General features: G+C 47.6%; 23 protein-coding genes and 1 other annotated feature. Of the genes, 17 read left to right on the top strand and 6 right to left on the bottom strand.

The annotated features are described in order from the left end of the window. The first annotated feature begins 10 nt into the window (after window positions 1-10). From Q9R36_RS23550 to Q9R36_RS23500, 11 genes are all read left to right on the top strand, one after another. Window positions 11-592, top strand: a complete 582-nt coding sequence (locus Q9R36_RS23550; protein WP_311225976.1) for a cob(I)yrinic acid a,c-diamide adenosyltransferase — start codon at window positions 11-13, stop codon at window positions 590-592. A gap of 2 nt (window positions 593-594) precedes the next feature. Further along, window positions 595-1089, top strand: a complete 495-nt coding sequence (locus Q9R36_RS23545) for an ECF transporter S component (protein ID WP_311225975.1) — start codon at window positions 595-597, stop codon at window positions 1087-1089. Beyond that, window positions 1086-1802: an ATP-binding protein gene (locus tag Q9R36_RS23540; RefSeq protein ID WP_311225974.1), complete on the top strand. Its 717-nt coding sequence runs from the start codon at window positions 1086-1088 to the stop codon at window positions 1800-1802. The genes Q9R36_RS23545 and Q9R36_RS23540 overlap by 4 nt, the downstream gene beginning before the upstream one ends. A gap of 14 nt (window positions 1803-1816) precedes the next feature. Next, window positions 1817-2431 (top strand): histidine phosphatase family protein, encoded by a 615-nt coding sequence (locus Q9R36_RS23535; RefSeq protein WP_311225973.1) that lies wholly within the window; start codon window positions 1817-1819, stop codon window positions 2429-2431. Further along, complete coding sequence (locus Q9R36_RS23530; RefSeq protein ID WP_311225972.1) at window positions 2432-2839, top strand: YdbC family protein; 408 nt, start codon at window positions 2432-2434, stop codon at window positions 2837-2839. A 1022-nt stretch (window positions 2840-3861) separates the two neighbouring features. Continuing rightward, entirely contained in the window at window positions 3862-4449 is a 588-nt protein-coding gene (locus Q9R36_RS23525; RefSeq protein ID WP_224905242.1) for a TetR/AcrR family transcriptional regulator, read from the top strand. A 5-nt stretch (window positions 4450-4454) separates the two neighbouring features. Beyond that, a complete protein-coding gene (locus tag Q9R36_RS23520) occupies window positions 4455-4799 on the top strand; it encodes a DMT family transporter (RefSeq protein ID WP_101552619.1) in 345 nt (114 codons plus the stop codon). Window positions 4800-4801: 2 nt separating this feature from the next. Further along, window positions 4802-5116 (top strand): DMT family transporter, encoded by a 315-nt coding sequence (locus tag Q9R36_RS23515; RefSeq protein WP_101552621.1) that lies wholly within the window; start codon window positions 4802-4804, stop codon window positions 5114-5116. 336 nt (window positions 5117-5452) lie between these two features. Continuing rightward, window positions 5453-6214 (top strand): class I SAM-dependent methyltransferase, encoded by a 762-nt coding sequence (locus tag Q9R36_RS23510; RefSeq protein ID WP_311225971.1) that lies wholly within the window; start codon window positions 5453-5455, stop codon window positions 6212-6214. Between the two features lie 46 nt (window positions 6215-6260). Beyond that, window positions 6261-6644, top strand: coding sequence for a VOC family protein (locus Q9R36_RS23505; protein ID WP_101552625.1), 384 nt, complete (start codon window positions 6261-6263; stop codon window positions 6642-6644). 232 nt (window positions 6645-6876) lie between these two features. Continuing rightward, window positions 6877-8349 carry a SulP family inorganic anion transporter gene (locus tag Q9R36_RS23500; protein ID WP_101552628.1) on the top strand — a complete coding sequence of 491 codons (1473 nt, stop codon included), beginning with the start codon at window positions 6877-6879 and terminating at the stop codon, window positions 8347-8349. A 48-nt stretch (window positions 8350-8397) separates the two neighbouring features. Here Q9R36_RS23500 and tyrS read toward each other — a convergent pair whose 3' ends face one another. After that, the gene (gene tyrS / locus Q9R36_RS23495; protein ID WP_101552630.1) at window positions 8398-9645 is read right to left on the bottom strand and encodes a tyrosine--tRNA ligase; all 1248 of its coding nucleotides are present in this window, start codon (window positions 9643-9645) and stop codon (window positions 8398-8400) included. Window positions 9646-9722: 77 nt separating this feature from the next. Then, window positions 9723-9934: a binding site (T-box leader), on the bottom strand. A 74-nt stretch (window positions 9935-10008) separates the two neighbouring features. Continuing rightward, complete coding sequence (locus Q9R36_RS23490; protein ID WP_101552633.1) at window positions 10009-11199, bottom strand: dicarboxylate/amino acid:cation symporter; 1191 nt, start codon at window positions 11197-11199, stop codon at window positions 10009-10011. Window positions 11200-11550: 351 nt separating this feature from the next. On the opposite strand from Q9R36_RS23490, the gene Q9R36_RS23485 reads away from it, so the two are divergent. Both Q9R36_RS23485 and Q9R36_RS23480 read left to right on the top strand, forming a co-directional pair. Then, window positions 11551-12624, top strand: coding sequence for a D-alanine--D-alanine ligase (locus Q9R36_RS23485; protein WP_101552635.1), 1074 nt, complete (start codon window positions 11551-11553; stop codon window positions 12622-12624). Window positions 12625-12698: 74 nt separating this feature from the next. Further along, complete coding sequence (locus tag Q9R36_RS23480; RefSeq protein WP_101552637.1) at window positions 12699-14072, top strand: UDP-N-acetylmuramoyl-tripeptide--D-alanyl-D-alanine ligase; 1374 nt, start codon at window positions 12699-12701, stop codon at window positions 14070-14072. Between the two features lie 58 nt (window positions 14073-14130). Here Q9R36_RS23480 and Q9R36_RS23475 read toward each other — a convergent pair whose 3' ends face one another. The 4 genes from Q9R36_RS23475 to Q9R36_RS23460 all read right to left on the bottom strand — a co-directional run bounded on the left by Q9R36_RS23475 (window position 14131) and on the right by Q9R36_RS23460 (window position 15887). Next, window positions 14131-14394, bottom strand: coding sequence for a hypothetical protein (locus Q9R36_RS23475; protein WP_129614050.1), 264 nt, complete (start codon window positions 14392-14394; stop codon window positions 14131-14133). Beyond that, a complete protein-coding gene (locus Q9R36_RS23470; protein WP_129614063.1) occupies window positions 14372-14890 on the bottom strand; it encodes an RNA polymerase sigma factor in 519 nt (172 codons plus the stop codon). Before Q9R36_RS23470 ends, Q9R36_RS23475 begins: the two co-directional genes overlap by 23 nt. A 25-nt stretch (window positions 14891-14915) precedes the next feature. Beyond that, complete coding sequence (locus Q9R36_RS23465; protein WP_101552642.1) at window positions 14916-15281, bottom strand: group-specific protein; 366 nt, start codon at window positions 15279-15281, stop codon at window positions 14916-14918. Between the two features lie 354 nt (window positions 15282-15635). Further along, entirely contained in the window at window positions 15636-15887 is a 252-nt protein-coding gene (locus tag Q9R36_RS23460; RefSeq protein ID WP_101552644.1) for a sigma-G-dependent sporulation-specific acid-soluble spore protein CsgA, read from the bottom strand. Window positions 15888-16104: 217 nt separating this feature from the next. Here Q9R36_RS23460 and Q9R36_RS23455 point away from each other — a divergent pair, with 217 nt between their 5' ends. The 4 genes from Q9R36_RS23455 to uvsE all read left to right on the top strand — a co-directional run bounded on the left by Q9R36_RS23455 (window position 16105) and on the right by uvsE (window position 20352). Then, window positions 16105-16233 (top strand): hypothetical protein, encoded by a 129-nt coding sequence (locus Q9R36_RS23455; protein WP_257964304.1) that lies wholly within the window; start codon window positions 16105-16107, stop codon window positions 16231-16233. Window positions 16234-16451: 218 nt separating this feature from the next. Continuing rightward, entirely contained in the window at window positions 16452-17144 is a 693-nt protein-coding gene (locus tag Q9R36_RS23450) for an alpha/beta hydrolase (protein WP_311225970.1), read from the top strand. Window positions 17145-17564: 420 nt separating this feature from the next. Further along, window positions 17565-19064, top strand: a complete 1500-nt coding sequence (gene cshA, locus Q9R36_RS23445; RefSeq protein WP_101552648.1) for a degradosome RNA helicase CshA — start codon at window positions 17565-17567, stop codon at window positions 19062-19064. A gap of 319 nt (window positions 19065-19383) precedes the next feature. After that, on the top strand, window positions 19384-20352 hold the full coding sequence (uvsE, locus tag Q9R36_RS23440) for a UV DNA damage repair endonuclease UvsE (RefSeq protein WP_101552650.1): 969 nt from the start codon (window positions 19384-19386) through the stop codon (window positions 20350-20352). Window positions 20353-20443: the final 91 nt, after the last annotated feature.

Here is a 20443-nt window from a genome sequence, read left to right as displayed (position 1 = left end):
GGAAATGAAAATGAGGATTTATACAAGGACAGGCGATAAGGGACAGACAAGCATCATTGGCGGCCGGGTGGATAAAGATGATGTCCGGGTTGAAGCGTATGGCACGGTTGATGAGGTGAACTGCTTTGTCGGACAGGCCATGGCTGAGCTGGACGGGGAAGTATTCAAGGATGTGCTTGATGATCTGGAAAAGATTCAGCATGAGCTGTTTGACTGCGGAGGAGACCTGGCCAATGTGTCGGCTAAAAGGGAACTGAAGCTTGGGCAGGAATCCATCGATTATCTGGAAAGCAGGATCGATGAATTCATTGAAGAGGCGCCCGAGCTAGAACGCTTCATCCTCCCTGGAGGTTCAAAGCCTTCTGCTTCCATTCATATTGCAAGGACGGTATCCAGAAGGGCGGAGCGGCTCATCGTCACACTCATTAAAACAGAAGAAAAGGTTCCTGAAGTTTGCCTGCAGTATATGAACCGCCTCTCTGACTATTTCTTCGCATTGGCGAGGGTGATCAATTTCCGCCTTCAAGTGAAGGATGTGGAATATGTTCGGAGCGCGAAGGTTTTCCGCGGCGGAAAGCGCAAGGAGAACTGATTGTGAAAAATAAAAAGATGATGCTGGCTGCCTTGTTCATAGCTTTTTCAGCCATTGGGGCAGCAGTCAAGATTCCGGCGGTCATAGGGAGTGTGGCACTCGATACCTTTCCTGCCTTAGCTGCCGCTGCCCTGTTGGGGGGCGGGGCCGGCAGCGTGGTGGCCGGGCTCGGCCACCTCTTGTCTGCACTTGTCGGCGGTATGCCGCTTGGCCCGCTTCACTTTCTAGTTGCAGCCGAAATGGCCGTTCTGGTCTGGATATACGGAAAACTGTGGGCAAGCGGCCGGAGGAAGGCTGCTTTCGCCGTTTTTGCAGCAGGCAACACGTTTGCAGCACCGCTCCCGTTCCTTTTTTTAATGGGAACTGGTTTTTATATTGCGATCGTCCCCTCCCTTCTGGTTGGCTCGCTTCTAAATGGGTTGCTGGCTTTCTGGGCAGTCCCGCGCATCAGCCGGGTGCTTGGTGAGAGGCAGAGGGAAGGGAATGTGCCGGAATGAGGGACGTATTATACATACCAGGCGGAAACGGGGAAACACTGGTCATCAGCAGCGACAACAGCGGCGGCATCGGCCTGAAGGAGGCTGACCATGTAAAGGTCCCGTATGAAACGGTTGCTTACTTTGCTTTTCGTACGGCTGTCATGGAAAATCTTTCAGCCGGCGGTGCTCCTTTTGCAGCCGTCCTGCACAATTTTGCTGGGGAAGAGCATTGGAATGCCCTTGCCGGGGGCATTGAGAAGGGTGCACAGGAAGCGGGGATTGAAGGCTTGGCTGTCACAGGAAGCACCGAAAGCAATTTTGATCTCCTCCAATCAGCGGTCGGGCTGATCGTTATCGGAAAAAAGACAGGCAGCCCTGAAGGTCCTCCCCTTTACACCGGCCGGGAGAAGCTGGCTGTCATCGGGCTGCCCCTTGTCGGTGAGGAGGTCCTGAGCAAAAATGAGGCAATCGCACCGCTTTCTCTATTTAAGGAAATCAGCAGGATGGATGGGATCCATACACTGCCTGTCGGCTCGAAGGGAATACTTTATGAGCTGAACCAGCTTTTTTCCAATAGGGAGTTCACTGGAGGTGAAGTTTCCTGCAAGGGCGTGGACCTCTTAAAATCAGGCGGTCCTTCCTGCTGCTTCATCGCCTCCTATTCCAGAGAGCTTGAGCAGGAAATACTGGTGAAGGCGGGAAGCTTTCATCATCAGCTGGAGATCAACTAGAGGAGGAATGAAACTTGCTTGATTTATATTTTGTAAGGCATGGTGAAACGGAATGGAATAAAGCCGGACGGATGCAGGGCAGGCTCGATTCAAATTTGACCGAAAAGGGGCTGGAGGATGCTGAAAGGCTCGGGGAATATTTGCGGGAGACGCAATTCGACGAAATCATCTCAAGCCCGAGCTCACGGACCATCCAGACTGCTGAAAAGCTTGCCGGAAGCACTGCGGCCATCCGTACGGACGAAAGACTGATGGAAATCCATCTTGGCCAGTGGCAGGGAAAAACGGGCGATGAAATAAAGATGCTCTTTCCTGAACAGTACGGTTATTACTGGAACGAGCCGGCAAAGTTCGAGAACCCGGAGGGAGAAACCTTTCCCGATGTGAAAACCAGGCTGGCCGGGTTCCTGCAGGAGCTCGGGGACAGCCGGAGCACAGGGAAAATCCTGATCGTCACCCACGCGGTTGTCATCAAAACAGCGGTCATGCTCGCCAATAAGGTGACAGTTAATGAAATATGGGAGCCCCCGTTCATCCATGGCACCAGCCTCACCCATATGACATACAGGGACGGAGTGCTCGAGCTTGTACTCGCCGGCGATCTTTCCCATATCGGAGTGCCAGGCTGAATGCTCGTGAAATTTATCAGGTGCAGGGTTGAGGCAGGTTCCAGGGAAAAATTCAGCCTCGCCCAAATGGGATGGGAGCCATTAAAGCACGTCCCCGGATTTATCCGGCAGTTCGGCGGCTGGACCAGACCGGAAGGGGATGCGGATGCCGTTATCTTTGGTTTATGGGAGAGCAGGGCCAGCTACGATTATTTTATGGATCATCTGCACGATAGACTGATAGAGGGATCCTCGCAAGAGCGGTATTTCCAATCTATTTCCGTGGTACTTTATGAGGTGGATGAGGGTATGATTCATGGGACGGCCGCTAGCAAAGGGCTCCTGGACATTTTGGGGGAGAAACTGGGCATAGAAACCCGTGAAGTGGAGCTTGCCGGTGAGTGGGAAGTGCGCACAGCAATCAGCTGAGAGTCTAGGACCCTCAGCTTTTTTAGTGGAAATTTAAAGTCATGTACAGAAAGGAAGCTAATCTATACATGACTGATAGGAAAAGAAGACGGTCATGTATAGAAAGAGGGTTAATTGATGCATGACTGGCAGGAAAAGAAGACGGTCATGTATAGAAAGAGGGTTAATTGATGCATGACTGGCAGGAAAAGAAGACGGTCATGTATAGAAAGAGGGTTAATCGATGCATGACTGGCAGGAAAAGAAAGTAGTCATGTATAGAAAGAGGGTTAATTGATGCATGACTGGCAGGAAAAGAAGGTAGTCATGTATAGAAAGAAGGTTAATCGATGCATGACTGTTAGGAAAGAAGGTAGTCATGTATAGAAAGAGGGTTAATCGATGCAAGACTGGTAAGAAAAGAAGGCGGTCATGTATAGAAAGAAGGTTAATCGATGCATGACTGTTAGGAAAGAAGGTAGTCATGTATAGAAAGAGGGTTAATCGATGCATGACTGGCAGGAAAAGAAAGTAGTCATGTATAGAAAGAGGGTTAATTGATGCATGACTGGCAGGAAAAGAAGGTAGTCATGTATAGAAAGAGGGTTAATTGATGCATGACTGGCAGGAAAAGAAGGTAGTCATGTATAGAAAGAAGGTTAATCGATGCATGACTGTTAGGAAAAGAAGGTAGTCATGTATAGAAAGAGGGTTAATTGATGCATGACTGGCAGGAAAAGAAGGTAGTCATGTATAGAAAGAAGGTTAATCGATGCATGACTGTTAGGAAAAGAAGGCGGTCATGTATAGAAAGAAGGTTAATCAATGCATGACTGGCAGGAAAAGAAGGCGGTCATGTATAGAAAGAAGGTTAATCGATACATGACTGATAGGAAAAGAAGACAGTCATGTATAGAAAAAAGTTTACCGATGCATGACTAGAGGATATGCCGGTGAGGCAGCAGAAACAATATTCTCTATTGAATATAGAGATTGATTTTGCTATACTTCTAACTAACGATAGTTAGGGAGGCTGAGGAAGGATGACTTCACAGCAGATCAAACAAGCAGCACTAAAGCTTTTTGCTGAAAAAGGATACGAGGGAACGCCGCTTTCTGCCATCGCCAAGGCGGTTGGCATTAAAACCCCTTCTTTATATGCGCATTTTCCTTCAAAAGAAGAGCTGTTCCTCTCGGTTTTCCGGGATACTGTTTCCCTGGAGCTGCTCACAATTAAGGAAGCCATGGAAGATCAAAGCTCTGATAATGCTCTTGATACGATCAAGGCGATCTTTGATGCGCTGACCGAGTTGAGGGAAGAAAATGAGAATATCCAGTTTTTTAAACGGGCGATATTCTTTCCGCCGGCTGATCTCGGGCCAAAGCTGAAAGAAGAATTTTTTGAATATGAAAAGCATTCCACTGACATGCTGCAGGGCCTCTTTGAGCACGGTAAAAAAGAGTCGATGTTCACGGCGGCCGGAAGCGGCGAAATGGCTGCTGCTTTTTATTGCCTGATTGACGGGCTTCTGGTTGAACAGCATTATTACAGCCAGGAGGAATACAACAAACGGAGAGAATCGGCATGGAAGATCTTCCTGGCCGGAATCATCATGAAGAAAGAGGGGTAGCATCAATGCCTTGGGTATATTTATTTGCAGCAGGATTATGCGAAATAGGCTGGGCTTTCGGGCTTAAGTATTCAGAAGGATTCACAAAGCCATTGCCCGCTGCCATCACGGTTATATTGATCATCATCAGCTTTATGCTGTTCTCAAATGCGATGAAGACCATCCCGATCGGAACAGCTTATGCAGTATTCACTGGGATTGGAGCGGCAGGGACTGTAATTGTCAGTATGATGTTCCTCGGGGAGCCGGGCGGGGCTGTGAAGCTTTTATTCCTGGCGCTGCTGCTCGGCGGCATCATCGGGCTGAAAATGACCTCCAAAGAAGAAGAGACGGAAAAGGGGGCTGAGTAGGCATGTCGTGGTTTTATTTAGTATTGGCGGGCTTCGGTGAAATAGGCTTTGTCATTTTCATGAAGCTGTCAGAAGGCTTTACCAGAAAAAAGTATACAATCTTATCCGCGTTATCAGGCTTCATCAGCTTTTATTTTCTTTCCCGGGCACTGCTGGAGATTCCGATTGGCACCGGCTACGGGATCTGGACCGGAATCGGTGCAGCCGGAAGCGTGCTGCTTGGCATGCTGTTTTTCGGTGAATCCCGGGACTGGAAGCGGGTTGTATTTATTGGGATGATCATTGGCGGGGTTATTGGCTTAAAAACGATCAGCTAAGCAGAGGCAGCAGCTCTAAAATGTAGAGCTGCTGCTTTTTTTCGGCTGTTTCTACCTGATTTCAGAGTTATTCTACCTGAATTTTTGTTTTTTCTGCCTGAAATCGGCTGGATTCTACCTAAAAATAGTGATAATTTTTCCGTGTAACATTTATTACCAATTTACCTCATAAAAAATTCGAAAAATTATAAAAAAACACAACATAAATGCTAAAATATAAGAAAAAAGGAGCCATAACCAATGTACTGCCAACTAACCGACAGTTAGCAACCCGAAAAGGGGGCCGCCTTCCTTCTATTTTGCCAAGTTAATAAACAATAGACAGGAGGAGACGGAATGAACAGAGCATATTTTGATTTTTTAGTAAAACAAGCTGAGAAGGAATTTACAGGATGGGACTTCTCTTATCTGACGGAAACAGGGAGGATGGCCTCTGAGCCGCTGGGCTGGAATTATACGAACTGGGTGCTGCCTGAGATGTTGGATGCGGCATCCATGCTGGATATGGGCACCGGCGGGGGAGAGTTTCTTTCCTTATTATCCCCGCTTCCGTCCTATACAGCTGCCACAGAAGGTTACGGGCCAAATATAGAGATTGCAGCAGAACGTCTAAAGCCGCTGGGAATAGAGGTTTATGAGGTAAAAGATGATTCGGGACTGCCTTTTGGTGACCGTTTGTTTGATCTCATTATTAACCGCCATGAATCATATGATCCGCAGGAAGTAAACCGCATCCTGAAGCCCGGCGGGGTCTTTGTAACCCAGCAGGTTGGCGGAACTGATAACTTAGGATTGAACCGTATGCTTGGCGCTAAAGAGGACTTCGGATATGCCGGCTGGAACCTTGAGAAGTCCATTCACCAGCTTGAAGATGCCGGCTTCCATATTGCCGACTCTTATGAAGCATACCCTTATACAAGATTCTATGATGTCGGCGCTATTCTCTACTATTTGAAGGCCATTCCCTGGCAGATAGAAGGGTTTACTGCCGCAAGATACGAAAAAAAGCTAAGGGAGCTGCACGGGGAAATCCAGCGGACGGGCTATGCGGAAGTCCGATCGCACCGGTTCATTATAAAAGCGCAAAAGAAAAGCTGACAGATCAGCCGGCCGGAAGGGCCGGCCTGTTGAAAGGGGCGGAAAGATGAGTTTGAAGCTGGGCTATATAATTTTATATGTTGAGGATTTGGAAAAGACGAAGCGGTTTTATGGCGAACTTCTCGGTCTCGAGCTGAAAAATGAATTTGGCACCTACATAGAATATGACACAGGCAGCACGATCCTCTCCATGAACACAAGGGAAAATGGGCGTGAACTGACAGATCTTCCAATACCAGCAGGTTTCCGGGAAGAGCAGACGATGGAGCTGGGCTTTGTGACGGAGGATGTGGAAGGGACAATCGAAAAGGCACGCAAGGCAGGAGTCCGCATTTTGCTGGAACCCGTGAAAAAGCCCTGGGGGCAGACTGTCGCCTATATGGAAGATCCGGATGGGCATTATATTGAGATTTGCACACCCATCGGCTAAAAATGCCTGGCCCTCTTTTTAGAGGGCTTATTTTTTTGCGTGAACAAGATTTATCCGGTTAAGTATTTCGAAGAAAATCGAAGGGAAACAGTGGAAACCCATTAATTCGGCGCTTACACCAGCTCTTGTAAATTATCTGGAATATGGTATGATACTCTATGTTTTTGTCGGCCCGGACTTTGATGAGAGTTCAAAGTCACACTATAAATCCAATAAACTAAGGGGTGTTCATTTGAAAGGTTTATCAATTAAAGAACAATGGTTTGGCAATGTCAGAGGAGATATCCTGGCCGGGATTGTCGTAGCGCTTGCGCTCATTCCCGAGGCGATTGCTTTCTCCATTATTGCAGGTGTGGACCCGATGGTCGGTCTCTATGCTTCTTTTTGCATTGCGGTCATTATCGCATTTGTCGGGGGACGGCCGGGGATGATTTCAGCGGCAACCGGGGCCATGGCCCTGCTGATGGTTACGCTTGTTGCAGACCACGGGCTTCAGTACTTGTTTGCTGCCACCATCCTGACCGGGATCATTCAGCTGCTGCTGGGTGTCTTTAAGCTGGCCAGGTTTATGAAGTTCATTCCAAGGTCCGTGATGATCGGGTTTGTAAATGCGCTCGCCATCTTGATTTTTATGGCACAGCTTGAACAGTTTGTCGGTGCTACATGGGTCATGTATGCCATGGTAGCCGGTGCGCTTGCCATCATTTATTTGTTTCCGCGCATTACAAAGGCTGTCCCATCGCCGCTTGTTGCCATTATTGTCATTTCTATCATTGCGATAACGACAGGTTCGGATGTACGGACAGTAGGAGACATGGGAGAGCTGACAAGAAAGCTTCCGGTCTTCCTGATTCCGGATATCCCGCTGAACCTGGAAACACTGAAGATTATCTTCCCTTATTCCCTCGGACTAGCCATTGTCGGCCTGCTTGAGTCACTTTTGACTGCTTCCATCGTCGATGATATGACCGACACGGAAAGCAACAAAAACCGTGAAGCCAGAGGGCAGGGGATTGCCAATATCATTAACGGATTTTTCGGCGGGATGGCCGGCTGTGCGATGATTGGCCAATCCGTCATTAATGTGAAATCTGGGGGACGAGGAAGGTTATCTACCTTAACAGCAGGTGTGTTCCTGATGTTCCTGATTCTGGTCCTCGGCGACCTGGTCGTCCAGATTCCGATGGCTGCGCTGGTCGGAGTCATGATTATGGTATCCATTGGTACATTTGACTGGACTTCTCTCCGCAATATGGCAAAGGTTCCTGCCACCGATTCGATTGTAATGGTCGTAACGGTTGTAACGGTTGTCTTTACCCATGACCTGTCTAAAGGCGTCTTTGCGGGAGTGCTCCTGAGTGCGATATTCTTCGTTGCCAAAATCTCAAAGGTGAAGGTGTCAACAGTCCTAGATGAAAAAGCAGGCAAACGCACCTATAAAGTGACAGGACAACTGTTCTTCGCCTCTGTCACTGATTTTGCCGGCAGTTTTGATTTGAAGGAAACGGCGCAGGAAGTAGTGATCGACCTCTCTGAAGCACATGTCTGGGATGACTCTGCTGTAGCTGCCATTGATAAAATTGTGATGAAGCTCCGGGAAAATGGAACAAGCGTCCAGCTGATCGGCCTCAACGAGCCGAGCCTGCATCTGGTTGATAAGCTGGCTGTCCACAAACAGGATGGAGCCAAGCTTTCCGGCCATTAAAATAGAAACAGGGAAGACATCCTAAATGGTGTCTTCCCTTATTTTATTCTAAGCCTTTTTAATCCTGACGAATTTCCGCTTTCCAACTTGCAGGATCAGCTCTGCCTGCAAAGAAACCTTCGTGTTGATATCCTCAGCCTTTTCGCCATTCATCCTGACACCGCCGTTTAGAACCATCCGTCTTGCTTCGCTTCTGGAAGAAAAGAGGCCGGCAAACATCAGCAGCTCCAGCAGCTCTGGTTCATCACCGCCAACCCATGTAAGGACGGGCATGTCTTCCGGTATGGAGCCTTGCTGGAATACGCTTTTAAAATGGGATTCTGCCTTGCTGGCAGCTTCATGTCCGTGGTACATGCTGACAATGGTTCTGGCAAGCTGCATTTTAGCATCCCGTGGATGAAGCGACCCTTCTTCAAGCATTTCCTTAATGGACCTTTTCTCAGCGAGCGGCAGGCTTGTTGCAAGGTGGAAGTATTTCTCCATCAGCTCATCTGGAATCGACATGGCTTTGCCGTACATGTCCTCCGGTTTTTCGTCCACCCCAATGTAATTGTTCTTGGACTTTGACATTTTCTCCGTTCCATCGAGCCCTTCCAGTAGTGGAACAAGGATTACCACTTGTTTTTCTTTGCCATAATGCTCCTGCAAATGCCTTCCCATGAGGACATTGAAATGCTGGTCATTGCCGCCGAGTTCAATATCGCTTTCGAGCATTACTGAATCATAGCCCTGCATGAGCGGGTAGAAAAACTCATGGAGGGAAATGGGCTTCCCTGCCCCAAGCCGTTCAGAAAAATCATTCCGCTCTAGCAGGCGGGCCACAGTGATTTTGCCGGCCAGCTCGATGACATCCTGGAGATGGAGGGAGGACAGCCACTTGGAATTATAATGAAGCTCGGCCTTGCCCATATCAAGCACTTTGCCGAATTGCTGGAAGTAGGTTTCCGCATTATGCTTTACCTCTTCGTCGGTCAGCTGCTTTCTTGCTGAAGATTTCCCAGTCGGATCGCCGATTTTTCCGGTAAAATCGCCGATGATCAGCTGGATGGTATGGCCATTTTCCTGGAATTGCTTCAGCTTATTCAATACGACCGTATGGCCCAGGTGGACGTCAGGTGCGGACGGATCAAGCCCGAGCTTCACCTTCAGCGGCTTGCCGAGAAAGAGTGATTTGGCGATTTTATTTTTCAGCTCCTGAGGGGGCACCACATCCTGAGTGCCGCTGGTGTAAAGCTGATATTGCCTTTCAAGCTCCTTTTCCTGATTGGGGTTCAGCTTTTCTATAAAATTCTCCACGATATATCCTCCTTATGTTTTTTTGTTTGCGGCACTTCCTGATGAGTTTTGAATGCACAAAAAACCACATCCCTGTAAAAAGGGACGTGGTTTTGCACGCGGTACCACCCTTGTTGAAGACATTTGTCTTCCGCTCGTTCGGATAACGGACCGTCCGTCCTTTGCTACTAAGGTTCACAAAGAATGTTCCAGGAGGTAATTCACGTTTGCTTTTGTACCGGTTCGCACCAAACACCGGCTCTCTTCAAACAGGGAAGCAAACCCTACTGATTCCTGTCATAACTCATCTATTTAATTACTGTTTACTGAATGTTAGAAACAGTTTAGATGATTATCCAGGAGATGTCAAAAGTAATTTTCAGGCTATACAGCTTTTGCTTCATTTTTGAGCGGAACGGCTTTCTTTCCACTTGCTTTGTCTGCCAGGATTGTGATGGCGCCATCACCTGTTACGTTGCAGGCAGTACCGAAGCTGTCCTGGGCAAGATAGAGAGCAATCATCAAAGCAGTCATTGTCCCATTAAAGCCAAGCATAGATTCCAGCAGGCCTAGCGCAGCCATGACGGCTCCCCCCGGGACGCCTGGCGCGGCAATCATTGTAATCCCGAGCATCATAATAAACGGGAACATCTGCCCGAAGGATACTGCTTCACCCTGGAGCATAAGAACTGCAATGGAACAGCTCACTAGTGTGATGGTGCTTCCGGATAAGTGAATCGTTGCCAGGAGAGGTACAGCAAAATCAGCTGTTTTCTCCCGTGCGCCCAGCTTTTTGACCTGTTTTAGTGTCACAGGGATTGTAGACGCAGAAGACTGAGTCCCGAGCGCAGTGAAATAAGCAGGAAGCATTGACTTCAGCAGGTAGAAAGGATTCTTCCTGGCGGCAGCCCCTGCTGCTGTGTACTGCAAAAGCAGGAATAAGAAATGAAGGGCAATAATCATGATAAATACTTTTGCGAATACACTGATGATGCTTCCCACTTGTCCGCCGTACGTCATATTCGCAAAAATTCCGAAGATATGAAATGGCAGCAAAGGGATAATGATTTTTTCGATCAGCATTTCGATGATGCCGCGGAAATCATCCATCACATTTTGCAGGGCGTTGCTTTTCAGGCCGGCAAGTCCAAGCCCGATTGTAAAAGCAAGCAGAAGTGCTGTCATCACGCCCATGACCGGCGGCATGTCCACCTGGAAAAAGGGGGCAGCGAGCGCTTCCTCTGGATTTCCGAATTCCTTTAAGCTCTGATTCTTAAGCAGGGCAGGGTACAGGCTGACAGCGGCAAAATAGGCGGCTGTTCCCGCAGCGATGGTAGAGGCATAAGCAAACCCTGTCGTAATGCCGAGAAGCTTGCCGGCACCCTTTCCCATTGTCCCGATCCCGGGAGCAATGAACCCGATGATGATTAAAGGGATGGCAAAGCCGAGAAAGTTTCCGAACAGGCTGTTGAATGTAGCGAACAGCCTAATGGCTCCTTCTGGAGAAAAAGAACCAATTAAAATGCCTAAAGCTATTGCAAGAATAATTCTGGGGAGTAGTCCTAGCCGTTTCATCATTGTCCTCCTTAAAAACACATTTGTTTGTATAACGTGGATTATACAGTCGTATACCTTTCTTGTTAAGTGGAAATTTTTAAAAGTGAATAAATAAAAATATTCTATAAATTCTAACAATAACATCTAAAAAACTATTCGAGAATAATTCCTTAGAACCAGTTACCCGGGAGGCTGGAGGAATTAAGGGGAATGGGTTGCAAATGGGCATAGGAAATCATACATATATAGAAAGCAGGGCAGACTGGGAAAGAAAAAAATTCCTGCAAATAACAATAGTCAATCACGCCTTTTTCGCTTTTGGAGTGGTAAAATGAAACATGTGATTGAATAAATGGAGGGTTCCTTTTGATGAAAAAGAAGCTTGGATTATTATACGGCGGAAAATCCGCAGAGCATAAAGTATCAATGCAGACGGCCCTTGCTGTCATTAAAGCCTTGGATTTGGAGAAATTCGATATATATCCTGTTTACATAACCGAGGAAGGGGAATGGGTGAAGGGCCCCATGCTTGAAGCACCGGCAGAGAGCGTCAAGCAGCTGGAATTCTCCCAGGGAGAGGCTATGTCGCCTGCAGCCCTGGCTCCGGCAATGTTCAAGTCAGCTGAAGAAAGCAGCTTTGACGTTATCTTCCCGCTTCTTCACGGACCAAATGGTGAAGACGGCACGGTTCAGGGGATGCTTGAGCTCCTTAACCTTCCTTATGTCGGCAATGGTGTGCTTGCCTCATCTGCAGGCATGGATAAAGTCATCATGAAGAATATCTTTGCCCAGGCTGGCCTGCCGCAGGTCAAATATGTATGGTTCGTCCGCAGCGAATGGCAAAAGGCTGGAGAAACAGCTTATGAGAAGGTAGAAAATGAACTTGGCTATCCTTGCTTTGTCAAGCCGGCCAATCTTGGGTCCAGTGTAGGGATCAGCAAATGTTCAAACCGGGAAGAGCTGGCAGCAGCATTTGAAGAAGCGTTCCAGTTTGACCGGAAGATCATTGTGGAGGAAGGCGTAACAGCGAGGGAGATTGAGCTCGGCGTCCTTGGGAATGATGAGCCGGAGTGTTCTGTGGCCGGCGAAATCGTACCGAAAAAAGACTTCTATGATTATAAAGCCAAGTATGAGGATGGCGATACAGCCATGATCATTCCTGCTGAAATCACAGAAGAGGAATATAGCACACTGAACGAGATGTCGATCAGGGCTTTCAAGGCTCTTGACTGCTCCGGACTCGTAAGGGCAGACTTCTTCCTGACACGTGACGGCAAGGTCATGATCAATGAGGTCAATACAATGCCTGGCTTTACACCGTTCAGCATGTTCCCGCTTCTTTGGAAGCATACTGGCGTGGAATATCCGCAGCTGATTGAAAAGCTGGTAAATCTGGCTATTGAAAGACATACGGAAAAACAGAGCATCAAACATACAATGTAAACTTTTAGATAGAGGCACGGCTATGTGGGCCGTGTCCCTTTTCTATTAATAGAATCAGTTAGGAGGCGCAGCAGATGATTCAGCGTACAATCGCTCAGATTGCCGGGATGATCCCCGTTTTAAATGACCACTCGGCTTTTTCTGATGTCAGCATCAAGGGAGTTTCTATAAATTCAAGGACAATGGAGCCCGGCAACCTGTTCGTTCCATTCAAGGGGGAACAGACTGATGGGCACCGTTATGTAGAGGATGCCCTTCGAAAGGGGGCGGCAGCTGCACTTTGGCAGAAGGATGTTCCGAATCCGCCGCTCCATTTGCCGATCCTTATGGTAGAGGACACGCTCAAGGCGGTGCAGCAGCTGTCAGAGGCGTACCGGAATGAGCTGGATATTAAGGTGGCCGGGATAACAGGCAGCAATGGAAAGACGACAGTGAAGGATATGACTGCCCGTCTTCTCTCTTTAAAATACAAGGTCCAAAAAACAGAGGGGAATTACAATAACCATCTTGGCCTGCCCCTTACCTTGCTATCTTTGGAGGAAGATACTGAGGTTGCGGTCCTTGAAATGGGGATGAGCGGCTTTGGGGAAATTGAGTTCCTGACAAAGCTCGCCCGTCCGGACGTGGTCATGATTACCAATATTGGGGAATCGCATCTCCAGGATCTCGGCTCAAGAGCGGGCATTGCAAAGGCCAAGCTTGAAATCATTGAAGGGCTGAAGGACGATGGAATGATCATCTATCATGGGGATGAGCCTCTCCTGAAAGACAGGCTTGCCGGCTATAGCGGCCCGGCAGAAATCCGTTCGTTCGGCCAAAGCTCTTCTAATAGCATCTATCCTGTTAAGATCAATCAGGAAGAGAAGGGGAGCGTCTTCCAGACGAATCTTTCAGATATGGAGTATCATTTGCCGGTGCTCGGTGTCCACAATGTTATGAATGCCCTCTGCGCCATGGAGGCTGCCCGTTTCCTCGGAGTCCCTTATGAGCAGATGAATGAAGGATTTGCTTCCTTGAAGCTGACAGCGATGAGAATGGAGCTTTCGGAAGGAAGCAGAGGCGAAAAGATCATCAATGATGCCTATAATGCCAGCCCGACTTCAATGAGGGCGGCAATCGATCTCGTGTCAGAGCTTTCAGGATATAGCAGAAAGGTGCTTGTGCTGGCTGATATGCTTGAGCTTGGAGATGATGAAGTGAGATTTCACCGCGAGATTGGCCAAGCGATCGACCCGGAAAAGATTGATTATGTGTTAACGTTCGGATCCCTCGGCCGCGTTATCGCGGAAGGGGCACAAGAGGCGTTTTCAGAGGACCGGGTTTTTGCTTTTTCTGAGAAAGGCCCATTGATCGAAAAGCTGCAGAGCCTGACGAGTGCAGAAACAATTGTGCTGTTTAAAGGCTCCAGGGGAATGAAGCTGGAAGAAGCAGCTGAAGCACTGAAATGATATAAGGAAAAAAATCCCTGTTTCACATGAAACAGGGATTTTCTTATAACTATATGGGTCAAAGACGCAAGAGCTGGACAATAGCCAATACTGCGCCGACGGCTATAGGGGAAGCGGTCAGAAGGGTTAAGCTTCCCCCTTTATTAATATAATTTTCAAGCGGATTGGCCGCAGGTGATGCCAAAAAAGAGAGAATTCTGTCGAAACTGCTCTTTTTCCTAGGGATTTCCGGTGTATCTACATGGTAGGAATCCAGATGCATTTTTAAAAACGGATCCTGTTTTAATAATTCTTCTGCATCATTGGCTTTTTCTTTGTTCAATTTCATCCACCTCCAGGACAGTTTTCAATGTTTTTATGGCATGATGGAGCCGTGACTTCACCGTGCCGACAGGGATGCCGACAACCTCTGCAATCTCTGACTGAGGCATATCATGATAATAGCTTAAAATAATGACTGCCCTCTGTGCCTCAGGGAGGCTGGAGATGGCTTCCCGAACCGTCATCTTATCTGCCTGGTCCATCTGCCCTTCAGATGAGGGGAGCAGGAATGGCATCAGCTTCTGCCATTTTTTCCGCCTATTCAGCTTGGTGATCATTAAATGATAAGCGATTTGAAAAAGATAGGTTTTAACGCCTGCCTTCTTTGGGTCATAGCTTGCTTTTGACTGGTGGAGCTTCAGGAAAGCATCCTGGACAAGATCGATGCTGAGCTGCTCTTCTTTCGTGAAGCGGAACAGAAAAGCATATAAGGGGGATTTAAGCGAAAGATACAACTGGTCAAATGCCTCTTCGCTCCCTTCCTGGAAGGCTATCATGAATTGATTGGCTCTTCCGGCATGCTCAGTCATCCCGCTGAAGCTCCTTGACCCCTTTGATGACCATGGCCAGCCGTGAAATAAGATAGGCTGTCCCGACAATCACCCAGGCCTGGCCCTGGTTTGTGAAAAATTGGACAAAAGGATTTTCGATGGTGCTTCCTCCGGAAATCATGAAGTTTAAAATCTGGATGCAGATGATGCTGTAGGCGGCCACTCCGATCGCGAGGCCGTCGAAAACATTCCAGCGGAGCAGGACAGGCGACTTGCGAAAATTGATCTTGCCATTTTCTTTGACGATATATTTCCGCTGAAACGGAATGGCGATAGAGAAGATAATGATCATGATAAATACTGTGACAATCATTGAAACGATGAATCCAGTCCCCATTTGAGACACTCCCTTGCTTGCATTGTATCTATTATACAAATGAAGGGGGAGGGAGGTTCAATGGAAAAATAAAAAAACGGCGGAGGCCGTTTTTTTGAAGATATTGCAGAAAGAGGCAAAAAGAGTTTGAAAACCTGTTGATTGGAGTGCAAGGCACGTAGACTCCTGCGGGAGATAGCGGCAAGGCTGAGACCCCGCAAGAGCTTGCTCTGAGGAGGCTCAGCGTCGCCCCGCGGAAAGCGAAGTGCCTGGAACGGAAATCAACAGCCCCGTTTAAAGCAGGAGATAATTCTCATAACAATTAAAAGGTTTACCTATCCCTTTAAACAATCCCCGAGAAAAATATTTTCCCGGCTAAGTAAGAAGCTCATAAATTTCATTCAGCTTATTGGCTCTTTTATAATCCAGCTCTTCTTTGGCGTGCTGGATTTCAGGGGGGAGTATGCTGTTCAGGAAAGCGGCTTCCTGCTCGGTAAGTCTGCTTACAAACGCATTATCTCCTTCTGAAAGATCGTCAGTGATTTTATGGTACAGCTCCCGGCATTCATGGGAGCGGTCCGTGTAATTGGACAGCAGTTCACGCAGATAGCCCAGCGATTGGTTCATGATCCTCACCTCATTATTGTAGTCCCTTACTAGGATGGTGAGTGGGTAAATGAAATATGTGCTCCGATAGATAAATGTTTAAAAGAATTTTTAAGGGGTAAATAAAATGAAAAATCCGGCCGACCCCCATAATCCGATTTGCTGAAGAGAATGTTATACTAGAGATAGAAAAGCCTGGCCTGAAAAAGGCGCATATAAGAGGCATAGGAGGTTTCGTATGAGAGCGCATTATCTGGATATTGACCGGCTGCTCGATGAAACCAGTGAATTACAAGAAGAGAATATATTTTATGCGATAGGCCAATTCGAGATAGACAAGCTCCTGGAGAGCACCCGGGATTGGTGAATTCATTGGTTCAGCCTTTAAGGCAGCACTTATGACAGCATAAAGGATTATATAAACAGGGGAAAGATAGATACAAACAGAGGCTGCCATTTTTCAGGCAGTCTTTTCTTTTATGGTGACTGCCTTTGCGGGCGGATAATTTTGTTGGAATAATACTCATAGCAAAGTGTAAAATAAAGGAACTGTGAGAGCAAATCATACAGACGAAGGTGATGGACATGATCGGGTGTCTTTGTATACATGGATTTACAGGTGCTCCGTTTGAGCTCGAGCCGCTGACGGAGTATCTCAGGAAACATACTGCGTGGGAGGTTGCCGTCCCTACCCTGCCTGGACATGGGGACAGGCTGCAGCTGAAAGGCATTGAGTATAAAAAGTGGATAAGCCATGCTGAAGATGAGCTGCAGAAGCTGATGGAGAAGTGTGATGAAGTCTATGTGATCGGTTTCTCCATGGGCGGAATCATTGCCAGTTATCTGGCTGTGCATTACCCTGTGAAAAAGCTGATCCTCTTAAGTGCGGCCGCCTATTATGTGAACCCGAAGCAGCTTGTGAAAGATATAGGAGAAATGATAAAGGACACCGTTAAAGGGAATCTTTTCAAGAATGAAATGTTCCTGAGATATAACCGGAAAATCAGGGAAACCCCGATTGCAGCCACGATGCAGTTCAGGAGGCTGGTGTCTTCTGTAAGGCCGATCATTAACCAGATCCGGATTCCTACCCTGATTGCCCAGGGAGAAGTGGACGGAGTCGTCCCGCCGCGCAGTGCCACATACCTATATGAAAATATAGGTGCATCGTCCAAAAAGCTTATTTTTCTAAAAGAATCGAAGCACCTGATCTGCCACAGCGGCGAATGTGAAGGGCTGTTCCAGGATATATTGGAATTTCTGCAGCATGAGGCATAATTGCCAGAGTGGGCACTTTATTGCAAAGCGCCCTTAAAAATGGTAAGATAAACCCTAAAGTGCCAAAGAGAAATTTCTTTGAAACCCGGACATACTCCACCTGGAGAATGTCTTTTTTCACTTTAATATATAGGTATGACTGCAAGGGGCTTTATTATAAAAATTGTTCAAATACTGAATGAAATATAGCCAGCTAAATAAGCTGCCATCTCCTTTACCGGGTTTCAGCCAGGATCCCTCCACTTAGATCCCGGCAGAGATACAAGATCTTCGGTCCTCTTAGAACACTCCAAAACGCTTGCCTGCCAAGTCTTGTGCAGGAAAGCATGTTTTGCCATGTATTGTCCGAGCGGCAGCTGACCCTGCTGATCTGACGCTAATCACCATAAATAATTGCCAAGAAACAAAGGAGAGAATACATTGACAAAGTTTCAAGATTTAGGCATCAGTCCTGCTACAATGAAATCACTAAAAAGAATGGGGTTTGAAGAAGCTACCCCAATCCAGGCGGAAACAATCCCTTTGAGCCTTGCTAATAAAGATTTGATCGGCCAGGCACAGACCGGTACGGGAAAAACCGCTGCATTCGGGGTTCCGCTGATTGATAAAATCGACACAAGCAAGGATGTTATCCAGGGGATCATCATTGCTCCGACCCGCGAGCTTGCGATCCAGGTATCTGAAGAGCTTTATAAGATCGGCTACGGAAAAAGAGCGCGCGTGCTTTCCATCTATGGAGGCCAGGATATCAACCGTCAGATCCGCGCCCTTAAAAAGCCACCTCATATCATCGTCGGAACACCTGGAAGGGTCCTTGACCATATTAACCGCAAAACGCTCCGCCTGGACAATGTCCACACAGCGATCCTTGACGAAGCAGATGAAATGCTGAACATGGGCTTTATTGAAGACATCGAATCCATCCTGTCAAGCGTTCCTGTGGAAAGGCAGACCCTCTTGTTCTCTGCCACCATGCCTGCACCAATCCAGAGAATGGCAGAAAGATTCATGAGAGACCCGCAGGTCATCCGTGTCAAAGCAAAGGAAATGACGGTTCCGCTTATTGAGCAGTTCTATGTGGAAGTACAGGAAAGAACCAAGTTCGACGTACTGACACGCCTGCTGAATATCCAGTCTCCGGAACTTGCCATCATTTTTGGGCGCACCAAAAGGCGTGTTGATGAGCTTGCAGAGGCGCTGAATCTGAGAGGCTTTCTTGCAGAAGGGATTCACGGAGATCTTAGCCAGGCGAAGCGTATGTCTGTACTGAGGAAGTTCAAGGAAGGATCCATCGATGTTCTTGTTGCGACTGATGTTGCTGCAAGGGGTCTTGATATTTCCGGCGTAACACATGTATACAACTTTGACATCCCACAGGATCCTGAAAGCTATGTTCACCGCATCGGCCGTACAGGGCGCGCAGGAAAAGAAGGAATGGCGATGACTTTCATCACGCCGCGCGAGAGATCTTATCTTTCTGTCGTTGAAAGAACAACAAAGCGCAAGATGGAAAAAATGGTTCCGCCAACGCTTGCTGAAGCCCTTGAAGGCCAGCAAAAGGCTGCAGTCGATAAAATTTCACAGGCCATTAGTGCCAATAACCTGGAAAGCTATAAAGAGGCAGCAGACGAGCTTCTTGAGCAGCATGATGCTTCTGACGTTGTGGCAGCTGTCCTGAAGCTGTTGACGAAAGAGCCGGACGACACTCCTGTCAAGCTGACAGAAGAAAAGCCGCTTCCATCCAAAAGGGACAGAAAGCCTTATGACCGCAGAAGAAGCAATGATAATAGAAGAGGCAGCGACAACAGAAGAGGCTATGATTCCAAAAGGAAAGACGGCCAGTATAAACCAAGGCAGGGTCAGGGCGGCGGACGCCGTCAAGGCAATTATTCCAACCGTACGTCCGACAGCAGCCGTTAATAGAATATAGAAAATGGGCACCATGAGTGCTTTAAGCAAAAGGGGTACGGAATTTATATCATTCCGTACTCCTTTTTGCTGTTTTATTGGATTTTTGGCGTGCGGAGGCCTGTTATTGCCTTATCCATCCCGTTTTCGGGAGTATTCTACATAAAATTTGCTTTTTTCTACATAAAAAGAGATGGATTCTACATAAAAGCAAACTGATTCTACATAAAATACATATATTCCCAAATACCTCATAGAAACTAGCTCCCCTTTTTTTAAAAAAAATTGGCGCATACTAAGCGGGATAAGGATCATTAAAGGGGGTTGCTCATTGACGATCATAAAGCTTGGATATGTGGCGATGAGCGTGCATCTGCAGAATTGCTCGCCTTCGCAGACCATGACCTATAAACAATTTTCCGGCATTAAGGACCGGGAAGCAGCCATCAGGAGGCTTGAGAGGATTGCGATTTCCAATCTGGAAAACTGCCTGCGCCTCCTGAAGCATAATGCTGCCCATGATATTTCTTTCTTCCGGCTCAGCTCCAAGCTGATCCCGCTCGCCAATCATGAGGAGCTGGCTGATTGGAAATACATGAGGCCGCTGAAGCCGGCTCTGCAGGACCTGGCGGACTATATTAAAGACCATAGAATGAGGGTTGATTTTCACCCGGACCATTTTGTCCTCCTGAATGCCCTGAAGCCGGAAATCCTGAATGTGTCGATCAAGACGCTTTCCATGCATAAGGCTTTGCTGAAGGGGATGGGGATTGAACCGGAGCACCGCTGCGTCCTGCATGTTGGCGGGGCTTACAATGACAAGGAGAAGGCGCTGGAGCAGTTCATCCATAACTGGGGGCTGATCCCGGCAGCCATCCAGCAGATGGTCATGCTCGAGAATGATGACACGGCCTTCACATTGGACGATACATTGTATCTGTGCGAAAAGCTTGGCATTCCGCTTGTCTTTGACTATCACCATCATTTGGCCCATTTCGAAAATGAAGACTGGATAAGCAATTGGGAGAGGGTCACCGCGACCTGGAAGCATGCAAAGCTTCCCATCAAGATGCATATATCCAGCCCCCGTTCCGCCAAGGACTTTCGGGCTCACGCTGATTATGTTGATCCGGTGATGTTCATGGACTTCCTGAAGAACATCAATGGGAGCGTACCGGAAATACATTGCATGATTGAAGCGAAAAAGAAGGATGATGCCCTTTTCCAGCTGGCGGACTATCTCCGGAATGAGGCGGGTATGGAAGAGGTGGACCAGGCAGCGTTTAAAATGCAGCAATAATTTCCTCACGGGCTGCCTGAAGTCCTGTATACTGGAAGGTATGAAGCCTGAAGGACGGCTTATATCCTAAAGTGCCTTTTCAGGAGGAATT

The organism is Bacillus sp. AG4(2022) (assembly GCF_031844465.1).
Classification (GTDB): domain Bacteria; phylum Bacillota; class Bacilli; order Bacillales; family Cytobacillaceae; genus Bacillus_AB; species Bacillus_AB infantis.
This window is presented reverse-complemented; position numbering and strand designations above follow the sequence as displayed.